The sequence below is a fragment of the Devosia sp. Micro-HW1 genome, assembly GCF_056341075.1.
In genome coordinates this window covers 1550638-1571463 of sequence record NZ_CP094375.1, presented here as the reverse complement: position 1 = coordinate 1571463, position 20826 = coordinate 1550638, and the positions used below count along the sequence as shown (strand labels likewise).

Annotated in this window: 21 protein-coding genes; 9 read left to right on the top strand and 12 right to left on the bottom strand. The window is 62.3% G+C overall.

Annotated elements, in window-relative coordinates:
* Positions 1 to 46: 46 nt before the first annotated feature.
* Positions 47 to 469, bottom strand: a complete 423-nt coding sequence (locus MQW79_RS07400) for a hypothetical protein (protein WP_476587719.1) — start codon at positions 467 to 469, stop codon at positions 47 to 49.
* A gap of 146 nt (positions 470 to 615) precedes the next feature.
* Here MQW79_RS07400 and MQW79_RS07395 point away from each other — a divergent pair, with 146 nt between their 5' ends.
* The 3 genes from MQW79_RS07395 to hemH all read left to right on the top strand — a co-directional run bounded on the left by MQW79_RS07395 (position 616) and on the right by hemH (position 4239).
* Entirely contained in the window at positions 616 to 1515 is a 900-nt protein-coding gene (locus tag MQW79_RS07395; RefSeq protein WP_476587717.1) for a LysR family transcriptional regulator, read from the top strand.
* A 9-nt stretch (positions 1516 to 1524) separates the two neighbouring features.
* Positions 1525 to 3105 (top strand): HoxN/HupN/NixA family nickel/cobalt transporter, encoded by a 1581-nt coding sequence (locus MQW79_RS07390; RefSeq protein WP_476587716.1) that lies wholly within the window; start codon positions 1525 to 1527, stop codon positions 3103 to 3105.
* A 111-nt stretch (positions 3106 to 3216) separates the two neighbouring features.
* Entirely contained in the window at positions 3217 to 4239 is a 1023-nt protein-coding gene (gene hemH / locus MQW79_RS07385; protein ID WP_476587715.1) for a ferrochelatase, read from the top strand.
* Positions 4240 to 4394: 155 nt separating this feature from the next.
* Here hemH and MQW79_RS07380 read toward each other — a convergent pair whose 3' ends face one another.
* From MQW79_RS07380 to MQW79_RS07370, 3 genes are all read right to left on the bottom strand, one after another.
* Positions 4395 to 4763 (bottom strand): hypothetical protein, encoded by a 369-nt coding sequence (locus MQW79_RS07380; RefSeq protein ID WP_476587714.1) that lies wholly within the window; start codon positions 4761 to 4763, stop codon positions 4395 to 4397.
* 584 nt (positions 4764 to 5347) lie between these two features.
* Complete coding sequence (locus MQW79_RS07375; RefSeq protein ID WP_476587713.1) at positions 5348 to 5587, bottom strand: hypothetical protein; 240 nt, start codon at positions 5585 to 5587, stop codon at positions 5348 to 5350.
* 418 nt (positions 5588 to 6005) lie between these two features.
* Complete coding sequence (locus MQW79_RS07370; RefSeq protein WP_476587711.1) at positions 6006 to 6296, bottom strand: hypothetical protein; 291 nt, start codon at positions 6294 to 6296, stop codon at positions 6006 to 6008.
* Positions 6297 to 6521: 225 nt separating this feature from the next.
* Between MQW79_RS07370 and MQW79_RS07365 the strand changes: the two genes are divergently transcribed.
* Together MQW79_RS07365 and MQW79_RS07360 are read left to right on the top strand one after the other, a co-directional pair.
* On the top strand, positions 6522 to 7361 hold the full coding sequence (locus tag MQW79_RS07365; protein ID WP_476587710.1) for a DNA-methyltransferase: 840 nt from the start codon (positions 6522 to 6524) through the stop codon (positions 7359 to 7361).
* A complete protein-coding gene (locus MQW79_RS07360) occupies positions 7361 to 9241 on the top strand; it encodes an AAA family ATPase (protein ID WP_476587709.1) in 1881 nt (626 codons plus the stop codon). The genes MQW79_RS07365 and MQW79_RS07360 overlap by 1 nt, the downstream gene beginning before the upstream one ends.
* Positions 9242 to 9854: 613 nt before the next feature.
* Here the strand turns inward: MQW79_RS07360 and uvrB are convergent.
* The 7 genes from uvrB to MQW79_RS07325 all read right to left on the bottom strand — a co-directional run bounded on the left by uvrB (position 9855) and on the right by MQW79_RS07325 (position 16889).
* A complete protein-coding gene (gene uvrB, locus MQW79_RS07355) occupies positions 9855 to 12347 on the bottom strand; it encodes an excinuclease ABC subunit UvrB (RefSeq protein WP_476588200.1) in 2493 nt (830 codons plus the stop codon).
* A 515-nt stretch (positions 12348 to 12862) separates the two neighbouring features.
* The gene (locus tag MQW79_RS07350) at positions 12863 to 14200 is read right to left on the bottom strand and encodes a sensor histidine kinase (protein WP_476587708.1); all 1338 of its coding nucleotides are present in this window, start codon (positions 14198 to 14200) and stop codon (positions 12863 to 12865) included.
* Positions 14197 to 14859: a response regulator transcription factor gene (locus MQW79_RS07345; protein ID WP_476587707.1), complete on the bottom strand. Its 663-nt coding sequence runs from the start codon at positions 14857 to 14859 to the stop codon at positions 14197 to 14199. Before MQW79_RS07345 ends, MQW79_RS07350 begins: the two co-directional genes overlap by 4 nt.
* Positions 14859 to 15515, bottom strand: coding sequence for a hypothetical protein (locus MQW79_RS07340; protein WP_476587706.1), 657 nt, complete (start codon positions 15513 to 15515; stop codon positions 14859 to 14861). The genes MQW79_RS07345 and MQW79_RS07340 overlap by 1 nt, the downstream gene beginning before the upstream one ends.
* Positions 15516 to 15703: 188 nt before the next feature.
* Entirely contained in the window at positions 15704 to 15871 is a 168-nt protein-coding gene (locus tag MQW79_RS07335; protein ID WP_476587705.1) for a hypothetical protein, read from the bottom strand.
* 93 nt (positions 15872 to 15964) lie between these two features.
* Positions 15965 to 16645, bottom strand: a complete 681-nt coding sequence (locus MQW79_RS07330; protein WP_476587704.1) for a DUF1236 domain-containing protein — start codon at positions 16643 to 16645, stop codon at positions 15965 to 15967.
* A gap of 40 nt (positions 16646 to 16685) precedes the next feature.
* Entirely contained in the window at positions 16686 to 16889 is a 204-nt protein-coding gene (locus tag MQW79_RS07325) for a hypothetical protein (protein WP_476587702.1), read from the bottom strand.
* 386 nt (positions 16890 to 17275) lie between these two features.
* Between MQW79_RS07325 and MQW79_RS07320 the strand changes: the two genes are divergently transcribed.
* From MQW79_RS07320 to MQW79_RS07305, 4 genes are all read left to right on the top strand, one after another.
* Entirely contained in the window at positions 17276 to 18043 is a 768-nt protein-coding gene (locus MQW79_RS07320; RefSeq protein WP_476587701.1) for an amino acid ABC transporter substrate-binding protein, read from the top strand.
* 158 nt (positions 18044 to 18201) lie between these two features.
* Positions 18202 to 18882: an amino acid ABC transporter permease gene (locus tag MQW79_RS07315; protein WP_476587699.1), complete on the top strand. Its 681-nt coding sequence runs from the start codon at positions 18202 to 18204 to the stop codon at positions 18880 to 18882.
* Positions 18879 to 19643, top strand: a complete 765-nt coding sequence (locus MQW79_RS07310) for an amino acid ABC transporter ATP-binding protein (protein WP_476587698.1) — start codon at positions 18879 to 18881, stop codon at positions 19641 to 19643. Before MQW79_RS07315 ends, MQW79_RS07310 begins: the two co-directional genes overlap by 4 nt.
* A gap of 67 nt (positions 19644 to 19710) precedes the next feature.
* Positions 19711 to 20019, top strand: coding sequence for a hypothetical protein (locus MQW79_RS07305; RefSeq protein WP_476587697.1), 309 nt, complete (start codon positions 19711 to 19713; stop codon positions 20017 to 20019).
* Here the strand turns inward: MQW79_RS07305 and MQW79_RS07300 are convergent, their stop codons facing one another.
* Positions 20020 to 20685 (bottom strand): spermidine synthase, encoded by a 666-nt coding sequence (locus tag MQW79_RS07300; RefSeq protein WP_476587695.1) that lies wholly within the window; start codon positions 20683 to 20685, stop codon positions 20020 to 20022.
* Positions 20686 to 20826 lie beyond the last annotated feature (141 nt).

Here is a 20826-nt window from a genome sequence, read left to right as displayed (position 1 = left end):
ACCCAGGCTGAACGAGGTGTTAAGCCTGCGGGTTCCAGCCCTGGGGTCAGAGGCGCAGCAGCTCCACGAAGCGTCCAAGCGCTCGCGAGAATTTCTTGCGGTGCCTGGGCTTGAGCTCACCCATCAGGGCCTCTTCGAGCTGCGCCCAATGATCGGCCAACGCATTGCGGGTGCGCAGGCCGCGCTCGGTCAGGGCGATGCCGGGCTGGAGCTCGGGGCCAACGGCCTGACGGGCGATGAAGTCGCGATTGGCCAGCCGTTCGAGACGGCTTGCGAGCATGTCGAGGGGCAGGCCCAGTTCTTCGGCCAGTTCCGCCTCGGTGGTGCCGGAACGGCCAAGCTCGAAGAGGATCGCGTCGTCGCCTGGCTCAAGCCCCTTGGCGAGCACCGGCACCAGCAACGCCTGGCGCGCGAGCTGGCCGGCCTCGATGAGCCGATAAAGCGCAGAGCGGGAAGAGGGCTTGGACATGGGCACGAAAATAGTCTGAACTCCTTGTCGGCGTCGATCAGGCTCGCATCCTATCGTTAATCGCCCAACGACCAAGCGGCGTTATTGTTCACTCAACGCAGATGAGTTATGCGTCGATTGCTCTACCGCAGTTGAACGGACTCGCCATGACGCAGGACCTTTCCCGCATCCGTGCCTTTGTGCAGGTTTTCGACGCGGGCGGATTTTCCGCCGCGGCGCGCCAGCATGGACGCTCCAAGGCGCTGCTGAGCAAATATGTCACCGACCTGGAAGACTATCTGGGTGTGCGGCTGATGAATCGCACTACGCGCCGGCTGAGCCTGACCGAAGCCGGAGAGGCCTACTACCGGGAAGCCTCGAGCCTGTTGCAGCAGCTCGACGACCTCGATGCCACCATTGCCGACCAGACCGCCGAGCCGCGCGGCATGCTGCGCGTTTCGGCCCCGCGCAATTTCGGCGAGAGCACGCTGGCGCCCGCGATCTTTGCCTATCTCGCCAAATATCCCAAGGTGACGCTCGATCTGCGGCTGGAGGATCGCTATGTCGACCTCGTCGACGAGGGGATCGATGTGGCCCTGCGCATCTCGACGCTGGCCGATTCCTCGCTCATCGCCCGCAAGATTGCCGACATGCATGTCGTGATGGGCGCCTCGCCGGAGCTGATCAAGAGGGGCGGGACGCCAAAACACCCCGAAGACCTCAGGCACATGCCCTGCATTGTCGACGTGAACCTGCAGGGCCAGTCCAATTGGCGCTTCACCGAAGATGGCAAGACCATCTCCGTGCCGGTGAGCGGACCAGTACGGGTCAACTCGCCACTGGCGGCACGCACCGCAGCCATTGCCGGTCTCGGTTTTGTCGTATTGCCCTCCTATCTGGCTGAACCGTCTGTCAAGGCGGGAGAACTGGTGCCTGTTCTGGTCGATTTCCTGCCGACCGGGCAGACGCTGCAGGCTGTTTATCCACATCGGCGTCACCTGGCCGGAAAGGTGCGGGCGCTGATCGATCACCTGGTGGAGTGGTTCGCCATCCACCCCGTCCACTAGGGGTTCTACTTGCCCAAACTTCCTGCCCTGCTGATCGGCGCGACCGTGGCTGCGCTCGCATTGGCGCAGCCTGCACTGGCCCATCCGCATATCCTGATCGATGCCAAGACCGTGGTTGGCCTCGACGATGCGGGAAGGGTGGAGCGACTGTCCTATGCCTGGACGTTCGATACTGCCTTTTCGGTGTGGATGGTGCAGGGGCTCGACGTCAATGGTGACGGCGCCGTCACGCCCGACGAAATGCAGGCGCTGGCCGACGAGAACATGCTCGGCCTCGCCGATTTCGGCTTTTACACCTTTGCCGGTGACGGCATGGCGTTCACGGCGGCGGGCGACCAGGGCATGGTCTACGAGGACAACCGCGTCACCCTCAGTTTCTCGATCGATGCGGTGGAGCCGCAAGCGGTGGGCGAGCGGTTCGAGCTGGGGATCTATGACCCGGAATATTACGTCGCGATCACCACCCGGTCGGCAGCCGATGTGACGCTGGCCAATGCCCCGGAAGGGTGTTCGGTCGAGCTGCTGCCGCCGGTGCCGATGGCGCCCGAGGTGGAAGAGCGGCTCTATGCGCTGGGACCCGAAGTGCTGGAATTGCCGCCGGACCTGGCCGCTGCAATGCGCGGGACCCAGGGGCTTATCACCATTTCCTGCGGTGCCGCTACGCCCGCGCCGGCGACGGCGCTGGACGCCGTCAACCAGGTCGGCGCTGCGCGACCGGCCACGCCCTTTGGCGGACCTCCGGCCGAGGTGGGCCTGAACCTGCCGCGGAGCGGGTTCCTCGGCTGGCTGCAACAGCAGCAGGTTGCCTTTTACAGCGCCATGACCACTTCGCTCGATGCGCTGAGGACTGACTGGACGGCGTTCTGGGTGCTCGGTGGCCTCAGCTTCCTCTACGGGGTATTCCACGCCGCAGGGCCGGGGCATGGAAAGGTGGTGATATCCTCCTATGTGCTGGCCAATGAAAGCCAGCTGCGGCGCGGTATCGTGCTCAGCGGCCTTTCGGCGCTGATGCAGTCGCTGGTGGCCATTGGCTTCGTGCTGGTGCTGGCGGGCGTGCTCAACCTCACCAGCACGGCGCTGGGTGAGGCTGCCCATTGGGTGGGCGTCGTTTCCTATGCCATGGTGGCGCTGCTGGGCCTGTGGCTGGTGCTGCGCAAGCTGTTTGGCTGGGGACACGGCCATCATCACCATGACCATGACCACCACGACCATGACCACCATGACCATGATCATGGCGAGCATATGCATCACGCCGTGGGGCCGCAGGACCTGAGGGGAAGCTGGCGCGAGCAGCTTGGCGTGGTGCTGGCGGTGGGGTTGCGACCCTGTTCCGGCGCGCTGGTGGTGCTGGTCTTTGCCCTGTCGCAGGGGCTCCTGGTTGCGGGGATCCTCGCGGTGCTGCTGATGGGGCTGGGAACAGCCATCACCGTGGCCGCGCTGGCGACCGTGGCGGTCAGCGCCAAGGGTCTGGCCGGGCGGATTGGCGGGGTCGACAGTCCGCTGGCGCACCGTATCGTCTGGTGGGCCGAATTGCTGGGCGCGTTTGCCGTGCTGGGATTCGGTGTGCTATTGCTGATTGCAAGCCTCTAGCACCCCGTCCCTGATCTGGCGCGAAATCCGGCGCGACCCATCGCCGCCTTGCGATCGGGGCGCAATTGGTTATGGTGCGGACCACACTGGAACCCTTCCAAACTGGCCCCAATGTCCAATTTTCTCCCCCCCGACCATCCGCAAGTGCCCAAGCAGAAGATCGGGGTCCTGCTGCTCAACCTGGGCACGCCAGATGGCACGGACTACTGGAGCGTCAGGCGCTATCTCAAGGAGTTCCTGTCCGATCCGCGCGTCATCGAGACCAACAAGTTCCTGTGGTGGCCGATCCTCAATCTGGTCATTCTCTCGTTCCGGCCGCAGAAGAGCGGGCACGCCTATGCCCAGATCTGGGACAAGGAAAAGAACGAGAGCCCGCTGCGGGTGATCACCCGCGAACAGACGGAGAGCCTAGCACAGCGCCTCAGCGGCGAGGATATCATGGTGGAATTCGCCATGCGCTATGGCAATCCCTCGACCCAGAGCGTGCTGGAGAAGATGCAGAAGGCCGGATGCCAGCGCATCCTGCTGGTGCCGCTCTATCCGCAATATTCGGCGACGACCACGGCGACCGCCAATGACAAGGCGTTCGATGCGCTCAAGACCATGCGCTGGCAACCCGCCGTGCGCACCGCGCCCGCCTATTTCGACGACCCGGCCTATATCGCCACGCTGGGCGATTCCATCCGCGAGGGCGTCGCCAGGCTCGATTTCGAGCCGGATGTGGTGATCACCTCATACCATGGCATGCCGGTGGACTACCTTAGGAAGGGCGACCCCTACCACTGCCAGTGCTTCAAGACGACGCGGCTGCTGCGCGAATACCTTGGCTGGCCCAAGGAGAAGCTGATGGTCACCTTCCAGAGCCGGTTCGGGCCCACCGAATGGCTGCAACCCTATACCGACAAGACCCTCGAAGACCTGCCCAAGAAGGGCATCAAGAAGGTCGCCATCCTGGCCCCGGCCTTTTCAGCGGACTGTATCGAGACGCTGGAAGAGATCGCCATGGGTGGCAAGGATACGTTCATGGAAGCGGGCGGGGAAAACTATGCCTATATCCCCTGCCTCAATGCGTCCCAGGGCGGCATGGACTATATCGAGGCCATGGTGCGCCGGGAATTGGCGGGGTGGGTTTAGGCCTGTCCGCGCTCACCCCCACCCTAGCTTTGCTAAGGCCTCCGGCCTAGCGACGCTACCCTCCCCACAAGGGGGAGGGAGACGATGAACACTGCCGACTGATGCCTGCGCCTCCCTCCCCTCGATGGGGAGGGAATGAGGGTGGGGTGACTGTTTCACCACCCCGGCCCGAGGAAGTCCGGCGGGGTGACGTTGATGAGGCCGCGCCCCACAATGTAGGAGCGGGTCACCCAGCCCATGTCGGGGATGCGGCAATAGGTGGTGGCATTGGCCGGCCAGAGCGTGTGGCCGGCATCGCCGATCAAGGAGCCGCGATCGCTGTCGCTATCGGTCTGGGTGCACTGGTCGATGGGGATTTCCTGCCCCTCGCGGAGATAGCCGACAATGGCAAAGCGATCGTCCGGCCCGGCATAGACCGGGATATTGCCGCCCGACACGCGGGCCGTGACGGTCATGGCCAGGGCCGGCGTCGCAAGGGCGACGAGGGCAGTGGCGGCGAGGGTGGTAATGGCGAGGGCACGCATGGGAGCCTCCTTGTCTGGTCTCTGGAAGGTTCAATGACAAAAGGGCCCCGCCGGTTCAATAGCGCTGTGCGGATCGCCGCCGCCATTCGAGCTTAGCTCTCATGGCCTTCGCAACCTCAAATCCCTCCACCGGAGGGATTTGCCCTTCGGCACGGTTCGAAGTACGGCATCGGCTTGCTTAGGGGGGCCCGGAACACAGGCGGTACCGTGGGGGCCCGGCTGCCGGCGCATCGACGCTGTCCTGTAACTGGTGTCCATCGTCCAGGCTCCGCTTTCGGGGGAACCGTTCCTGTGTACGCCAGACAGCGCCGAAGTTTTCTACCCACGCAGGGGCGCGCCCTCCCCATCCGATCCTCCCCGCCCTGCCATTTGCCCATAGGGCTCAAGGCCTTCTGGCCTCCGGCCGCGCCACTGGCGCGTCCGGCCCTGCGGGACGCCCCGAAGTGCGTCGGGACCGCGTAACTGGCGGGGATGGGTGGGCGTATGGAGGAGGTTTTTGGGGCGGGGATAAGTTTTGTGTGCGGTGCTCCCAGTACTCGATGCAGGGGGTGCCTACTCCAATGCCGCACCCGCGCACTGGCGGCTCAGTATCGTCCATGCTCGCGTATGGCCGTCTCTATCTCGGCCTCGAGGGCCGGATGGGCCTCCACGGCCCGGGCGAGAAGGGCCGTATTCACGTGGTCGATGGCGACGGCGATATCGTGGACGCATCTGCCATAGTCTGCTTCGGACAGGCCAGACCGCAGCATCGGCAGGATGTCCTGGAGGGTTCGATTGGCAGCAAAAGCCGTGCGCGCCATGGTGCGCGCGAGTTCGATATCCATCACATCACCACTTCAGGCAGAGGTTGAGGCATTTGTGATAATCCCGGAGGTTGATATCGCTGCCCGAGAATTGAGGCCGCTCCAGGAGTGGATAGCAGATGTCGACGCAGGACGAGTAAAGTCTGGACGAGCTTCCAATTCTTCGTACTGCCGCAACAAAATCAGAAAAATCCGTACCGCCAGACCACCTCCCGTCATCGGGACGTCCGGGTGGATGGCGGGGCTGCCCTGGGTCAAATCCACCTTTCGCAACTGCGATGAATCGACCAAAGGCGCGGTCGACCTTCGATTGGCTGGTCGCCGCCCGCATTGCTTGAATCATCCGTTGTAACTGACTTGTCTCGCCTTCCATGCTCTCTCCTGTTTGGAGGAGATTTTGACGCGTGTTGGCACAACGGGGATCAGCTTGTGGTTGGCCTCAGTACCGCACTCCGCGCCTGGCCACGATCTGCGCGATCCGCTCGGTATCGCCGGCATTGAGATAGCGCCCGCGTTCGAGGATTTCGAGGACATATTCCTCATAGGTCAGCCCGATCAGCGCGGCACGCTGGGCGCGGAGTTTGGCCACGTCAAACGGCGCGTCGAAGGCCTTCTTCTTCGCATGGGCCCATTCGAAATAGCGGCCAATCCCATTCCTGCCCCAGGGCGGGGTGTGGGTGTCATCATCATCAAGCGGCGGGCCGCCGTTGGAGAGGAGAGCGGTGGTCATGCGGGGAGTGTGGGGTTGGACGGGTTATGCGTCCAACGAAGGATTTTTATTGGGGGGATAGGGTGGGGTTATTAGCTGCGGCGCTATTGTCAGTGTCGCGTACGATCACCAGCTCATAGGGCCTGCTCAGGCGGTGACAGCCATTTTCGGGGTCGTAAGTTCTGTCGCGACCTTCGCTTCAGCGAACTCTTACGGTAGAAGACTATCGTTGTCAGAAAGATTCGAATGCTAAGCGGCACGCACACATGGTCCGGAACCACCAGCACGGGCATCCCTTGGGAGGTGCACCGGGGCGACGCAAAGGAAACGGCGAAACTTCTCGAGCCTAATTCTATCGATTGTGTAGTTACCTCACCACCATACTATTGGCAGAGAGACTACGACGTTGAAGGTCAGATGGGCCAAGAGAGCTCTATCCAGGAGTATGTTACGAAACTCTGCGACACTTTCGACGCTATTCGGCCGGCTTTGAAGTCAACGGCCGTTGTGTTCCTAAACATAGGTGACACATATTACTCGGCGAAAGGTCTGCCAAAAGGGGACGACAAAAAAAACCGTCATCGACGTATCGGGTTGAGGGCAGTCGACACAAGCGGTCTGGGGGTGCCTCGGAAAACTGCCATTGGAATTCCTTGGCGTGTGGCCCTAGAGCTTATCAACCGAAAATGGATATTGCGAAGCCCAATTGTGTGGCACCGCGCCAGTGCCATACCGGAGCCGACCGCAAAAGATCGGCCGTGGCGGACCTACGAGCACATTTTCATGTTTACCAGTACTCAACGTTACTGGTTTGATAGAGGGAAACTGGGTGGCGACGAGGACGTGTGGGTAATACCATCTCAGAGGCTGGATAGATCGAAGTACCGCCATTCTGCGCCGTTTCCTGACGCGCTTGCCGAGCGTTGTATAGAAGTAGGCACGCCGCAAAGAGGGGTAGTACTTGACCCGTTCGTAGGCTCTGGAACTTCTCAGCTGGCTGCTTCGCGCCTTGGGAGGGCGTCGGTGGGTATAGAGTTGAACCCGGAGTTCTGCAAAATGGCTGTCGAACGGTTGGAGGCGATCTAGTGGCATATATCTCCACCGAACAGGTCGTACTGTCGGCCAAGCGACTGGCCGACCTGCACGTATTCTTTGGCTTCGCCTTCCTGGGCTTTAAGAAGGCCGATATCCCCGTCGGTGTGGCAGTCCCGCTTACCTACCGCTATATTCACGTTGAAATTCTTGAGAAGTACTTCCGGCTTCTACCGGATGTAGAGAAATTCTTTAGCCCATTCGCTAGCTCCAACCCTTCTAATCCCTGGGTGAGCAATCGATACGCATCGACCACTTTACAGCGCGTTGTAAAAGATACTTTTGGCGACGCGTTTGTGCACGCGGGTAAATCGACATGGGGTTGGCGCGAAGAATACATCGATATTTTGGGCGGTTTGATGCGAAGCAATCGTAGCTCGCGCATTCCGGTCGCTGACCTTGCAGTCTGGCTATATCGAGATCGCGTCATTGAAGAAGGATTGAGGCCTGCCAGGCAGCTCGAACTGTGGTTTCAATCTGAGTTCAATTTCTCAGAGCGAGAGTACGAGCAGTTATGCTCGCCAGATCGATTTGATCGGCGTATCGAGTTAGCAAGTGATCCATATGATGAAAGCACGGTTCTTAACACTTTTGGGTGGCCGGACCTTGCGAAGCCAAATGACGGTGCCGTTCTTGAGTTCATTGAACTTAGGAATGTTGGTCCTGTTCGCGATGTTCCGTACGAACCTTCAGCCCGGCTGAATCTTATAGTCGGCGACAACAGCGTTGGAAAAACATTCATCTTAGACACTGCGTGGTGGGCGCTGACGGGCGTTTGGGCTGATTTCCCTGCCGAGCCAAAAGACGGCAATCATCGGCGATCATCGGAAATCGAGTACACGCTAAAGAGCGGCCCAGCGCTGGCTCGACCAAATCTGGCACTCTACGATCCCTACGAAGGGGGCTGGAAAAAGAGGCATGATGAGACCGAAGGGTTCGCGTTCTATGCGCGGCACGACGGGTCGTACGAAATTTGGGACACTCTAAGAAGCTCTTCCGCAAAATGGCGGTCGGTCCCAAATGTTCTTACGTTCAGCAAGTCGGCAGTTTGGGACGGATTGGTAGTCACAGATGGCAGCGGACGAAAAAGACACGTCTGCAATGGCTTAATCGTGGATTTGGTAGATTGGTACGCGCAGGGCAGCGAGAGTTTCGAGGGGCAGCTTTTTTCGCGCGCGCTGAAAATCATCGCTGCCGGCACCGAGATATCTGGGCTAGGGCCACCTACTAAAATCGCTAGCGATTCTCGTGCCATTCCATCACTCAGGATGCCCTACGGCAGGGTGCCAATCGTATATGCATCAGCGGGAACTCAGCGAGCGCTGTCCATCGCCTACTTGTTGGTCTGGGCTTGGACGGAACACACCCAAAGCGCCGAAGCCGTCAACAGGAAACCGTTTTCAACGCCCGTCGTCCTACTCGATGAGTTGGAAGCGCACCTGCACCCAAAATGGCAGCGGCAAATACTGCCTGCTTTGCTGAGAATGCTAGAAGGCTTCGGACCGGGGGTGCTCGCACAGGTACATGTCGCCACGCACTCACCGCTGGTTCTGGCTTCGGTGGAGCCAATGTCCAGCGACAATGACAGGATACACCATCTGTTTTTGGACAATAGCGAAGTGAACCTTCGATCAATGACCTTCGAGAGACAAGGCACTGTAGACGCGTGGTTAATGTCTGAATTTTTTGACATGGACTCCGCGCGATCCAAAGATGCGGAGGACGTCATTGGGGCCGCAAAGGACCTGCAAGTCCTAGGGCAGGAAGCGCCTAAGCGAGATGTCTTGAGAGTTCACCAGCGCCTTCGAGAGGTGTTGCCGGATGATGATGATTTCTGGATACGTTGGAACTATTTCAGGCGGCAGTTTGAATGATACCATTCACCCTTCAGCCCGAGCCCGGTGACTTCCAAGCTAAGGTTCGTTCGCCTGGAACATTGTTCCTTGCTACCGTTCCTGCTGGTACAAAGGCAAAATTCCGCGGCAAAGAATATTGGCGGGCATGTAAAGATGATCTGCGCGAGGCGTTTGGCCATATCTGCGCGTACACATCCCTTCACGTTGAAGAAGTGACCGGCGCAGACACCGTTGAGCACTTTCTGCCAAAAGACAGTCACCCCGAGCTTGCATACGAATGGACCAACTTTAGATTCGTATGTTCAAGGATGAACGGACGAAAAGGCACTAGGCCCGGAGTCATGGACCCTTTCCTAGTGACCGCTGGACTTTTTCAAATTGACTTTCCGTCTATGCTCATGGTCGTCAACTTAAGCGAGCCACAGGCAGCGGCAGCGGAAGCTACGATAAGCACACTGGGCTTGAACGATGAAAAATGTACTCGGTCGCGGTTTCGATATGCTCATCTTTACGCGACTGGCGAAGTGACCAAGAATTTTCTGTCTCAGCATGCTCCTCTGATACATAACGAGCTTGAGCGACAGTCAATAACGAAGACACATTTGGCCGAAATGTTTGGTCATCCGCCAGCTTAGCTCACTTCGCCCTCCAGCGTATCCAACTCCATCTCGCGCAACCGCTTCACCTCGTCCCTCAACCTCGCCGCCTTTTCAAACTCCAGATTCGTGGCCGCCTCGCGCATCTCGCGTTCCAGGTCCTTGATGACGGTGGCGAGGTTGTCGCCGGTGACGACCTTTTCCTTGCCGTCCTTGCCCTTGCCGATGGAGACCGTGACGTGGTCGCGTTCGGCGGTGGAGTCGATGATGTCGTTGATGCGGGCTTTCACCGACTGCGGGGTGATGCCGTTGGCCTCGTTATAGGCGATCTGTTTTTCGCGGCGGCGGTTGGTTTCGGCGAGGGCGCGTTCCATGGAGCCGGTGGTGCGGTCGGCATAGAGGACGACCTTGCCGTCGACGTTGCGCGCGGCGCGGCCGATGGTCTGGATGAGGGAGGTTTCGGAGCGCAGGAAGCCTTCCTTGTCGGCGTCGAGAATGGCGACGAGGCCGCATTCGGGGATGTCGAGGCCTTCGCGGAGGAGGTTGATGCCCACCAGCACGTCGAAGGCGCCGAGCCTGAGGTCGCGGATGATCTCGATGCGCTCGATGGTGTCGACATCGGAGTGCATGTAGCGCACGCGGATGCCCTGTTCGTGCATGTATTCGGTGAGGTCCTCGGCCATTTTCTTGGTGAGGACGGTGACGAGCGTGCGGTAGCCGGCCTTGATGGTCTGGCGGATCTCGTCAATGACGTCATCGACCTGATGGGTGGCCGGGCGGATTTCGACCGGGGGATCGATGAGGCCGGTGGGGCGGATGACCTGTTCGGCGAAGACGCCGCCGGTCTGTTCCATTTCCCAGGAGCCGGGCGTGGCCGAGACATAGACCGATTGTGGGCGCATGGCGTTCCACTCCTCGAAGCGGAGGGGGCGGTTGTCCATGCAAGAGGGCAGGCGGAAGCCGTATTCGGCCAGGGTCGCCTTGCGGCGCAGGTCGCCGCGATACATGGCGCCGAGCTGGCCGATGGTGACGTGGCTTTCGTCGACGAAGACCAGCGCGTCATCGGGGAGATATTCGAACAGGGTCGGGGGCGGCTCGCCGGGCTTGCGGCCGGAGAAGTAGCGCGAATAGTTCTCGATGCCGGCGCAGGAGCCGGTGGCTTCCATCATTTCGAGATCGAAGAGGGTGCGCTGTTCGAGGCGCTGGGCTTCCAGGAACCGGCCGGCGCCGTTGAGCTCCTGGAGGCGCGCGGCCAGCTCGGCCTTGATGAGTTTCAGCGCCTGGTTCATCGTTGTGCGCGGGGTCACGTGGTGTGAATTGGCGTAGATGCGGATGAAGGTGAGGTCGGCGCTCTTCTTGCCGGTGAGCGGATCGAATTCGGTGATCGACTCGATCTCGTTGCCGAAGAGGGAGACGCGCCAGGCGGCGGCCTCGTAGTGAGCCGGGAAAATCTCGACCGTATCGCCGCGCACGCGAAAAGTGCCGCGCACGAAGCCGGTATCGCCGCGCTTGTATTGCAGGGCGACGAGTTTTGCGAGCAGCTGGCGCTGGTCGATCTGCTGGCCCTTCTGCACGTCGATGGTCATGGCGGTGTAGTCTTCCACCGAGCCGATGCCGTAGATGCAGGAGACCGAGGCGACAATGATGACGTCGTCGCGTTCGAGGATCGCGCGCGTGGCCGAGTGGCGCATGCGGTCGATCTGCTCGTTGATGGTCGATTCCTTCTCGATATAGGTATCGGTCCGCGGGACGTAGGCCTCGGGCTGGTAATAGTCGTAGTAGGAGACGAAATACTCGACCGCGTTGTCCGGGAAGAAGCCCTTGAACTCGCTGTAGAGCTGGGCGGCGAGGGTCTTGTTGGGCGCGAGGATCAGCGCCGGGCGCTGGGTGCGGGCGATGACCTGGGCGGCGGTGAAGGTTTTGCCCGAGCCGGTGACGCCGAGCAGGACCTGGTCGGTCTCGCCGTTTTCGACGCCTTCGACGAGTTCCGCAATGGCGGTGGGCTGGTCGCCGGCGGGGACATAATCGGTGGCGAGGCGGAAGGGTTTGCTCTCGCCGCGCTTGGCCGGACGCTCGGGGCGATGCGGCACCCAGGGGGCGGAGCCTTCCACTTCCTTGCGGCCATGCAGGATGATCTGCTCGAGCGCCTTCACCGTGGCGGTGACGCCGACGGTCTGGGCGTTTTCGAGAGACTCGTTCTTGCGGGCCTTGTTCTTCTTCACCGAGGCATCGAGCGCTTCGCGGAGTTTCGCCTGGGTTTCCGGATCGGCGGCGGCGACGCGGGAGATGTCGCGGGCGGTGAGCTTCTGGGACGGCATGTGGCCGAAACCGGCCTGCGGCGCTTCGCCGAGGCCGGAGAAATCGACGCGGTCGACCGAGTTGATCTTGGTCTTGCCGGTCTTTTTCGACATGCCGGTGGCGGTGTCGTTGTTCGACTTGGTGGTGCGGCGCTTTTCGAGCGCTGTCTTGGGCGCGGCGGCTTCCTTCTCGGCGGCATCGGCCCGGTCGAGGGCGCGCTTGTTCTTCATGCGCTCGGCATAGAGCGGCTTGGACGCAGCAATGTCCTCCGCCTTCTCGATCTCGCCGAGGAAGTCGTCGATGGAGAATTCGGCCTTGCCGGGGCGGGTCGATTTGGGGGCCATGGCGCGCTCGCGAGGTCAGCATGAGGGGCGGGATGAGATGAACCCATAGATGGGTGCTCTGTCACGCAATGTCAGCAGGGGAATGGATCACGACTTGTAGCGGTTGCCATCGCAAATGGAAACCGTCGCAGGATGGGTGTGTTCCCGGATCCGTCCCTGCCAAGCTGACGGGAAGCTGACAAGCGGCGAGATTGAAATATTATCGTCGGCCCAATGGTTTAGAGGAAACGCATCGCGGCTGGCGGCGTTGAAGACCCTGAACGGCCGGTGGCGGCCGCAGATACGGGAGAAGACCTATGGCCAGCCTGATCATTTTCGCTGTCTGTCTTGCCGTCGGCTGCGTTGCAGCGGCCGTGCTGCTGATGCCGGCGCCGGAAACCTCGAACGAGGCCTCGTAGCGCTCAGCCAGCTGCCTGAGGCAAGGTCACACGCACAGCCAGGCCGCCGTCCTGTGACTGTCCGAATTCGATGCGACCGTTGTTGAGGGCGACGATTTCGAGGGCTATGGCGAGTCCATGGCCGGTGCCGGGAATAGTTTCGTCGAACCGGCGACCGCGTTCGCCGAGCTGATCGCGCCGATCGGGGGGAATACCCGGACCGTCGTCGCCGACCTCGAGGATCACGGAGCAGCCCTCGGCCCGTGTGTTCACCACGACGCGCGAGCGCGCCCACTTGCTGGCATTTTCGAGGATGACGCCGACGAGCTCGATCAGATCCTGGCTGTTGACGTCGACTAGGCATTCGCGCGGCAGTTCGGCGATCCAGTGCAGGTCCTCGCCATGGGCAGTCTTTTTCAGAACAGTGATGGTGCGCAGGACGGCGGTGTTGAGCGAGGTGCTTTCGCCGCGTTCGGCTGTGCGCATGTGGAGGGCGCTCAGGCGCATCTGGTAGTCAACGCGCTTCGACATCTGGAAGGCGAGGTCGTCGACTAGGTCGGCATCGGCTGCATTGCCCTTTTCGCGGACGCGCAGGGCGATGCCGTGAAGCGCGGCGAGTGGGGTCTTGAGGCCATGGGCCAGATCGGATGCCCGCTGGCGCGCGCGCTCGCTGTTGACCTCGCGCTCGTCGAGGAGGGCGTTGACTTCATCGACCAGCGGCCGCACTTCGCTGGGCACCCCGGTCTCCAATCGCCTGATCTGCCCCTGTCGTATCTGGTCGACGGAGCGGCGCAGGCGATCCAGGGGCGCCAGGCCAAGCCAGAGCTGCAGCCACGCTGCAAGCAGGATGATGGCGCCGAGCAACAGGAAGAGCCGGGTGAGATCGCGCTGGAACTGCGTGGCGGCGATATGGACCGGCAGGTGGTCTTCGCCCAGGCTGATGCGCAGGGGTTGGCCGTTGGCCTCGATGGTCCTGCCCAGATAAATGACATGAAGGCCGCGTTCGTCGGTGAAATGGACGAGATCGGGGCTGTCTCCGGCAATGGGCGGTATGCCTCCGGCCCACAGCGACCTCGATTGCAGCACCTCGCCGGTCTCAAGATTTTCGATCTGCCAGTAGCGGCCACCAAGCGGGGTTTCGTAGCGCGGATCGGGCATGGGGCCCGTCAGTGCAAGCTTTGGAGAAGCGAGGTCGATGAGGGCGACCAGGCGCGTCATTGCCGCATCAAGATCCTCGCTGACGCTGCGCTCGAGAGTGCTCACAAAGAGGAACTGCAGCACGAAGGCGGCGGCGGTAAGCGAGCCGATTACCCAGACAACAGACAGCGCCATGAGGCGAAGCTTGATGGAATTGACCTTCAATAGCCGTCACCGAGCATGTAGCCAAAGCCGCGGCGGGTCTTGATGACTTCGGGGGCAAGGCGCTTGCGGACGCGCGCCACGAGAACTTCTACCGCGTTGGAATCGCGCTCATAGTCCTGACGGTAGAGATGTTCGGTGATCTCCAGTTGCGAGATGACCCGGCCGCGATTGTGCAGGAGATAGGAAACCAGCTTGAACTCCTGCGGGCTGAGGTCGAGCGGCAGGCCGTCCTGCGTCACCTGCTGGATCCTGGTATCCAGTTCGTAGGGGCCGAAAGGGATCCGCGCGGTGGCGTGGCCGCCGGCGCGTCGGATAAGGGCCCGCAGCCGGGCGACGATTTCCATGATGTGGAAGGGTTTGACGACATAGTCGTCAGCGCCGGCTTCGATCCCTTCGACCCGCTCCTCCCACTGGCCGCGCGCCGTGAGAATCAATACCGGCATGGTCAGAGACGCCCGGCGCCAGCGCTTGAGCACGGTGAGGCCATCCATGCGGGGGAGGCCGAGGTCAAGCACGACCGCATCGAACGTTTCCGTCTCGCCGCGAAACAGGGCCGCTTCGCCGTCCCCCTCCCGCTCTACCGTGAAGCCGGACTTTTCCAGCGCGAGCTGGATGGATTGCGCAATCTGGTCGTCATCCTCACAGAGCAGGATACGCATTACTGGCTCCCGATATAGACGCCGGAGCGGGCGTGGTAATACTGAACGGACAAGCGACCGCCGGGAGCAAGGACCTTGATGGCGTAGACCAGCATCCCGTCGACGCGCAGCAGGCTGGCATCGACGATCTCCCCGCCACCGTGTTCACCAATGAGCTCGGTCAGGCCCGACAGAGGCAGGACCTGCCGTGCCTCGACGGCGCTGCGGACCTGATCGGCCGAAAGCGGCACAGGATTGGCGGCGGTGCCGGGGGGTGCTGCACGGGTGGGCGGGGATGACGGCAGAGCGTTCCCATTCGGGACCGGCGTCCCGCTGGAATGGGGCCCGGGCAGGCCGTCACGCTGGCCAGTTCGGGGGCCATCCTGGCCCGGAGGGCCGCCGCCCTCCTGAACAGGTGCGCTTCCGCTCTGGCCTGGCGGGCTGCTCCCCTGGCCCGGTAGCGTTCCGCCGTGACCGAGGGTGTCACCGGCCTGTCCGGGAGCGTCGCTGCCCAGGCCAGGAGCATTGCCGCTATTGCCCGGTGAGGCGCCGTCACGGCCATTTCCATTGTTGCCGTTTGACTGGCCCGGCGCGTTGGCGCTGTTGCCCTGCGCCAGGCTCGGTGCAGAACAGGCAAGAGCAATCATGGTGGCGATGAGAAGGCGTGGGAGCATCATGGCAAAATACCCGTCCTTCCCTGACAAAACGCTTACAAGGCGGCCAAGCCTTTACTTATCCACCCTGTGTTAGTGTCGGGGTGTTGGCGTCCACCCATGCAGGACCGTCCGCATACGGGACCCCGGTACGCGCCCCCGCCCTGTTGACAGAGCCGGGGTCCCGCTTTTTCCCTTGGCGCCCCGGGCCTTCACTTGGCCTCCTGAGCGCTGACAGCGGTTACCGGCATCAATGCGCCGACCACGCCTCCCAGGACGGACAAATCTTCAGGCAGGAAGACAATGAGACCCAAGGCACCAATCGCCGCTGCGCGCAGCCGCTTGCGGCGCTGCAGGCGCTGTTGTGTCGTCGCGACCATAATCTCAACTCCAATAAGGTAGAGGCGCCGGTCCGCGGACCGACGCCGCTTCGTCCGCGCTCAGCTGACGCCTGAGCGCGGCGATTTGCGGGGTCAGCGCACCAGGTAGACAATCTGGCGGGTACCCGGATCGACCAGGACAGCCTGTCCATTGATATAGACGTAGCTGTATTCGTAGTCGGGTATGGTCTGCAGGGTCACGGTTTCGGGAACACCGGCACCGATGACGACTTCGCCCTCGAGATAGATCGGATCGATCGGGTTGGAGGTCACGAAGGTGCGGACGGTTTCGGGTGGGTCGATGACTGCACCTGCCGAGGCGCCGCCGGCGGCGCCGATCGTGCTGCCCACCGCTGCTCCGATAGGCCCGCCGACCAGCGCACCCACTACGGCACCACTGGCCGCACCGACCACCGCGCCGCTATCGGCCGAGCCGTCATCGGTATAGGTGACGGTGCCGAGACCGACATCGGCGTAGCGATCGGTGAGGACCACGACTTCACCCGACAGATCGGCCGTGAGGTAGTCGGAATAGGCCCAGCCCTCGACGCCATTGTAGTTCACGCGGCACCACTTGCTGCCTTCAAGGCACCCATCGACTGCCGTGGTATCGCCGGAGGCAATGAAGCCAACGGAGGCGTATTGCGGGCCGGGGCCGGAGCGGATGTTGAGCTCTGTGGTGGCGGTGGCCGAAGCGGACTGCGCCAGGGCGATGCCTGTGAGGGCCGAGGTGGCCAGCATGGCGCCGGCCGCGAGTTTGAGGATGCGATTCATTCGATGGTCCTTTCCGGCTCCGGAGAGCCGTCTCTTCAGGTTATTCGGTGACGGTGACTTCGGGCAGGTCGACATTGACGGCGTCGCCGTTGCTGGAAATGCCGCCATTGACCAGCCAGAGGATCAGCAGCACGGCGACGACTGCCGCGACGATGGCGCCAACCAGGCCGAAAGGGCTACCGCCGGTGACGACAGTTTCGCGGTGGACCGGCTGCTCAATGATGGTTTCGCGTTCGATGGGCATGTTTGTCTCCGATCAATTTCTTGATGGTGAGGTAACGCGGTATGCTGACGCTGGTTTCTGCTAAGTCGCTGATATAGAGATAATATTTGTCCATTCTTGATTGTAAGCCTATTGTCAGCTTGCTGCCGCCTGTCTCTCGCGACGCGGCGGTGAACGGGCTGGCGAGCGGGGCTGGACGTGGCGTCTCCGATCCCTCCGGTCGCGCGGGAACGGCCAACCGGGCAATGGCAGGCTCCGGATTGCGCTGGCCGGAGCACGTGCGCATCGGCGGCGGGGCAGAAAGGAAAACATTCATTCAAGTCATTGAACTCGCAGGATCGCGGGCGCAGATTCCGCCACAGAATGCCTCGGCCGTCTGGATGGCCAGGCAATGCAAGGACACACAGATGACATTCTCCAAAGTTCTTCTCGCCCTGGGCGTGCTGACCCTGGCCACCCCGGCTTTTGCGCAGACGGCGCTGGATCAGGTGAAGTCGGCGGGCGTGCTGAAGATCGGCACCGAGGGCACCTATGCGCCCTTTACCTTCCATGACGATACTGGCGAGCTGGTTGGCTTCGACGTCGAAATCGGGCGCGCCATTGCCGACAAGATTGGCGTCGAGGCCGAATTCGTCGAAGGTCCGTGGGACGGGCTGATCGCCGGCATCGACGCCAATCGCTATGACGTGGTGATCAACCAGGTCGGCATCAACGAAGAACGCCAGGCCAAGTATGACTTCTCCGAACCCTATATCGCCTCGAAGGCGGCGCTGATCGTGGCGGAGGACAATACCGACATTACCGGCTTCGAGAGCCTGGCCGGCAAGAAATCGGCGCAGACGCTGACCTCCAATTTCGGCAAGCTGGCCGAGGAATATGGGGCCGAGCTGGTCGGGACCGACGGGTTCGACCAGTCGATTGCGCTGGTGGTGCAGGGCCGGGCCGATGCCACCATCAATGACAGCCTGTCCTTCTACGACTTCAAGACCCAGCAGCCGGATGCGCCGGTCAAGGTGGTGGCCACGGCCGAGGATGCCGATTTTTCGGGCGTGATCCTGGCCAAGGGCAAGCCGGAACTGCTGGCCGCAATCAATGAGGCGCTGGAGGCCATCAAGGCCGACGGCACCTATGCGGCCATCTCCGAAAAGTACTTCGGCGAAGACGTCTCCCAGTAGGGGTTGCGCTTCCACCCACGCGATCGACACCCCCGGGCCCGACCCGGGGGTTTTTTGCGCGTGGATCGGATATAGTGCAGTGCCCTCGGGTCGTGCCCGTGGGTAACGCCCTGGGGTGATGCCCATCAGGCCATCGCGCCGCCTTCTGGAAAGTTGCCATGCCGCACTGGCTCTCGCTGATGATCGAGTCGTTGCCGTCCCTGTTGTGGGCGTGCCTCGTCTTTACCGTTCCGCTGACGCTGCTGAGCTTTGTCATGGGCCTCGGCGTTGGCCTCCTGGCGGCGCTGGCGCGGCTGTTCGCGCCCTGGCCGGTGGCGGCCGCGGTGCGCTTCTATGTGTGGATCATCCGCGGGACGCCGCTGCTGGTGCAGCTGTTTCTGATTTTCTATGGACTGCCGAGCGTGGGCATCGTGCTCGACGCGTTTCCGGCCGCGCTGATCGGCTTCACGCTCAATGTGGGCGCCTACACGTCCGAAATCGTGCGGGCCGTGTTGCTGGCCGTGCCCAAGGGGCAGTGGGAAGCGGCCTATTCGGTAGGCATGACCTGGGGGCAGGCGATGCGCAGGACCATCCTGCCGCAGGCCACCCGCATCGCCGTGCCGCCGCTGTCGAACACGTTCATTTCGCTGGTCAAGGATACGTCGCTTGCCGCGGCCATTACCGTGCCGGAACTGTTCCGGGCCGGGCAGCGGATCGTGGCGACGACCTATGAGCCGCTGATCATCTATATCGAGGTGGCGCTGATCTATCTGGCGGCCAGCTCGGTGCTCTCCTGGCTGCAGGGGCATGTCGAGAAGCGGTTTTCGCGCTATGGCGGCTATATCGAGGCGGCGTCATGATTGCGCTGGAAAAGATAGAGAAGCGCTTTGGCGAGAACCATGTGCTCAGGGGGGTAAGCGTCACGGTGCCCGAGGGGCATGTGACCGCGCTGATCGGGGCGTCGGGCAGCGGCAAGAGCACGCTGCTGCGCTGCGTCAACCTGCTGGAAATTCCGCAATCGGGGCGGGTATGCATCGACGATGCCGTGATCGACTTCGTGCCGGACGGGAAGGTCAATCGCGCGTCCATGCTGGCGCTGCGGCGCAAGACCGGCATGGTGTTCCAGAATTTCCAGCTGTTTCCGCATCGCACGGTGGCCGAGAATGTCATGGAGGCGCTGGTGACGGTGCTGAAATGGCCCAAGGACAGGGCGCGCGCGCGGGCGATGGAGCTGCTCGACAAGGTCGGCATGCGCTTCAAGGCTGACGAGTGGCCGTCGAGCCTGTCGGGCGGACAGCAGCAGCGCGTGGCCATTGCAAGGGCGCTGGCGCCTTCGCCAAAGGTGCTGCTGTGCGACGAGCCGACTTCGGCGCTCGATCCGCAGCTGGCGGCCGAAGTGATCGAGGTGCTGGCGCAGCTGGCGCGCGAGGGCACGACCATGCTGATGGCGACGCATGACCTGCGGCTGGCAGCCAGCATTGCGAGCAATGTGGTCTATCTCGATGCGGGTGAGGTGGTGGAGGCGGGGCCGGCCAAACAGGTTTTTGGTACGCCGCGCGAGGCGCGGACCAAGGTGTTCATCTCGACCCTGACCGGCCAGGCCGGCGAGATGATGGGCTAGCGGGATTTCGTGGCGGCCGGCAATCCGGTACACTGGGCCCGCGGCTGTTGAAACACGAGGTGTTACCGTGGCGTATGTCTTTTATGCCCTGGGGACTGTGGTCGTGCTGCTCGGTCTTGCCTGGAGCGGCCTCATCCTGACCCAACCGTTTAACGAAGACCATTTCATCATTGCCGTCATGACCATGGCGCTGGCGATGATCCCGGGCCTGGGCGTGACGGGGACAGGCCTGCTGTTCCTGGCCATTGGCGGCATGCTGCGGCGCCTCGACAAGATCGCCCATCGCAATGCGGATACGGCCAGTGCCATTGCGGCGCTGGCTTCCCGCATCGAGCGGCAGCAGCCCTCGCTGCGGACGCCGGGCGCGGTGACCTGATTACTTCGTCGCAAACCAGAGCGTGTGGCGATCGCCCTTGCCGTTGTCGCGGGCGCGGACGGTAAGTTCGTCAACCTGCATGCCGGTCTGCCTGAGGCGCTTGGTAAAGCGGGCGTCCGGGTGGGAGGACCAGATCGCCAGGTGCCCGCCCGGGGTCAGGGCCGCCCGGCCGGCCGCAAGCCCCGTGGCGTTGTAGAGCCGGTCGTTGGCGGGGCGGAACAAGCCATCGGGTCCGTTGTCGACATCGAGCAGGATGGCGTCGAAGGGTTTTCCGGCGCTGATGGCCCCTGCCACATCGCCGAGGTGAATGCCCACGCGCGGGTCATCGAGGCTGTCGCCATGCAGCGGCTTGAGCGGTCCGCGCGCCCATTCGACGATTTCGGGCACCAGCTCGGCCACGGTTATCTCGCTGTCGGCGGCAAAGCAGTCGAGGGCGGCGCGCAGGGTGAAGCCCAGGCCAAGCCCGCCGATCAGGATACGGGGCTTTGGCCGCGCGCCGAGCCGGGCGGCCGACATCTTGGCCAGCTGCTCCTCGGAATTGCTCATGCGGCTGTTCATCAGGGTGATGGTGCCGGACATGACGGAATATTCGGTGCCGCGCTGCATCAGCGTCATCGGGCCGCCGCCGGGCATGGTGGTCTCGCCGAGTTTTTGCCAGGGCAGCATGGAGGATGTCCTTCTCACGGGAAGGGGTGGGGTACAGGAAGGGTGTGGCTGCATCAAGAGGGCCACCGCCATCACCCGGCCCTCATTCCCCCTCCATCGAGCAGGTCGTCGAAATCACTGGCGGCCGATCCCAGGGTCGAC

Excerpts from the sequence above, each read along its gene's own strand:
- MQW79_RS07400 (WP_476587719.1), bottom strand. The coding sequence starts at position 469 with ATGTCCAAGCCCTCTTCCCGCTCTGCGCTTTATCGGCTCATCGAGGCC.
- MQW79_RS07395 (WP_476587717.1), top strand. The coding sequence starts at position 616 with ATGACGCAGGACCTTTCCCGCATCCGTGCCTTTGTGCAGGTTTTCGAC.
- hemH (WP_476587715.1), top strand. The coding sequence starts at position 3,217 with ATGTCCAATTTTCTCCCCCCCGACCATCCGCAAGTGCCCAAGCAGAAG.
- MQW79_RS07380 (WP_476587714.1), bottom strand. The coding sequence starts at position 4,763 with ATGCGTGCCCTCGCCATTACCACCCTCGCCGCCACTGCCCTCGTCGCC.
- MQW79_RS07375 (WP_476587713.1), bottom strand. The coding sequence starts at position 5,587 with ATGGATATCGAACTCGCGCGCACCATGGCGCGCACGGCTTTTGCTGCC.
- MQW79_RS07370 (WP_476587711.1), bottom strand. The coding sequence starts at position 6,296 with ATGACCACCGCTCTCCTCTCCAACGGCGGCCCGCCGCTTGATGATGAT.
- MQW79_RS07365 (WP_476587710.1), top strand. The coding sequence starts at position 6,522 with ATGCTAAGCGGCACGCACACATGGTCCGGAACCACCAGCACGGGCATC.
- uvrB (WP_476588200.1), bottom strand. The coding sequence starts at position 12,347 with ATGAAGAACAAGCGCGCCCTCGACCGGGCCGATGCCGCCGAGAAGGAA.
- MQW79_RS07345 (WP_476587707.1), bottom strand. The coding sequence starts at position 14,859 with ATGCGTATCCTGCTCTGTGAGGATGACGACCAGATTGCGCAATCCATC.
- MQW79_RS07340 (WP_476587706.1), bottom strand. The coding sequence starts at position 15,515 with ATGATGCTCCCACGCCTTCTCATCGCCACCATGATTGCTCTTGCCTGT.
- MQW79_RS07335 (WP_476587705.1), bottom strand. The coding sequence starts at position 15,871 with ATGGTCGCGACGACACAACAGCGCCTGCAGCGCCGCAAGCGGCTGCGC.
- MQW79_RS07330 (WP_476587704.1), bottom strand. The coding sequence starts at position 16,645 with ATGAATCGCATCCTCAAACTCGCGGCCGGCGCCATGCTGGCCACCTCG.
- MQW79_RS07325 (WP_476587702.1), bottom strand. The coding sequence starts at position 16,889 with ATGCCCATCGAACGCGAAACCATCATTGAGCAGCCGGTCCACCGCGAA.
- MQW79_RS07320 (WP_476587701.1), top strand. The coding sequence starts at position 17,276 with ATGACATTCTCCAAAGTTCTTCTCGCCCTGGGCGTGCTGACCCTGGCC.
- MQW79_RS07315 (WP_476587699.1), top strand. The coding sequence starts at position 18,202 with ATGCCGCACTGGCTCTCGCTGATGATCGAGTCGTTGCCGTCCCTGTTG.
- MQW79_RS07310 (WP_476587698.1), top strand. The coding sequence starts at position 18,879 with ATGATTGCGCTGGAAAAGATAGAGAAGCGCTTTGGCGAGAACCATGTG.
- MQW79_RS07300 (WP_476587695.1), bottom strand. The coding sequence starts at position 20,685 with ATGCTGCCCTGGCAAAAACTCGGCGAGACCACCATGCCCGGCGGCGGC.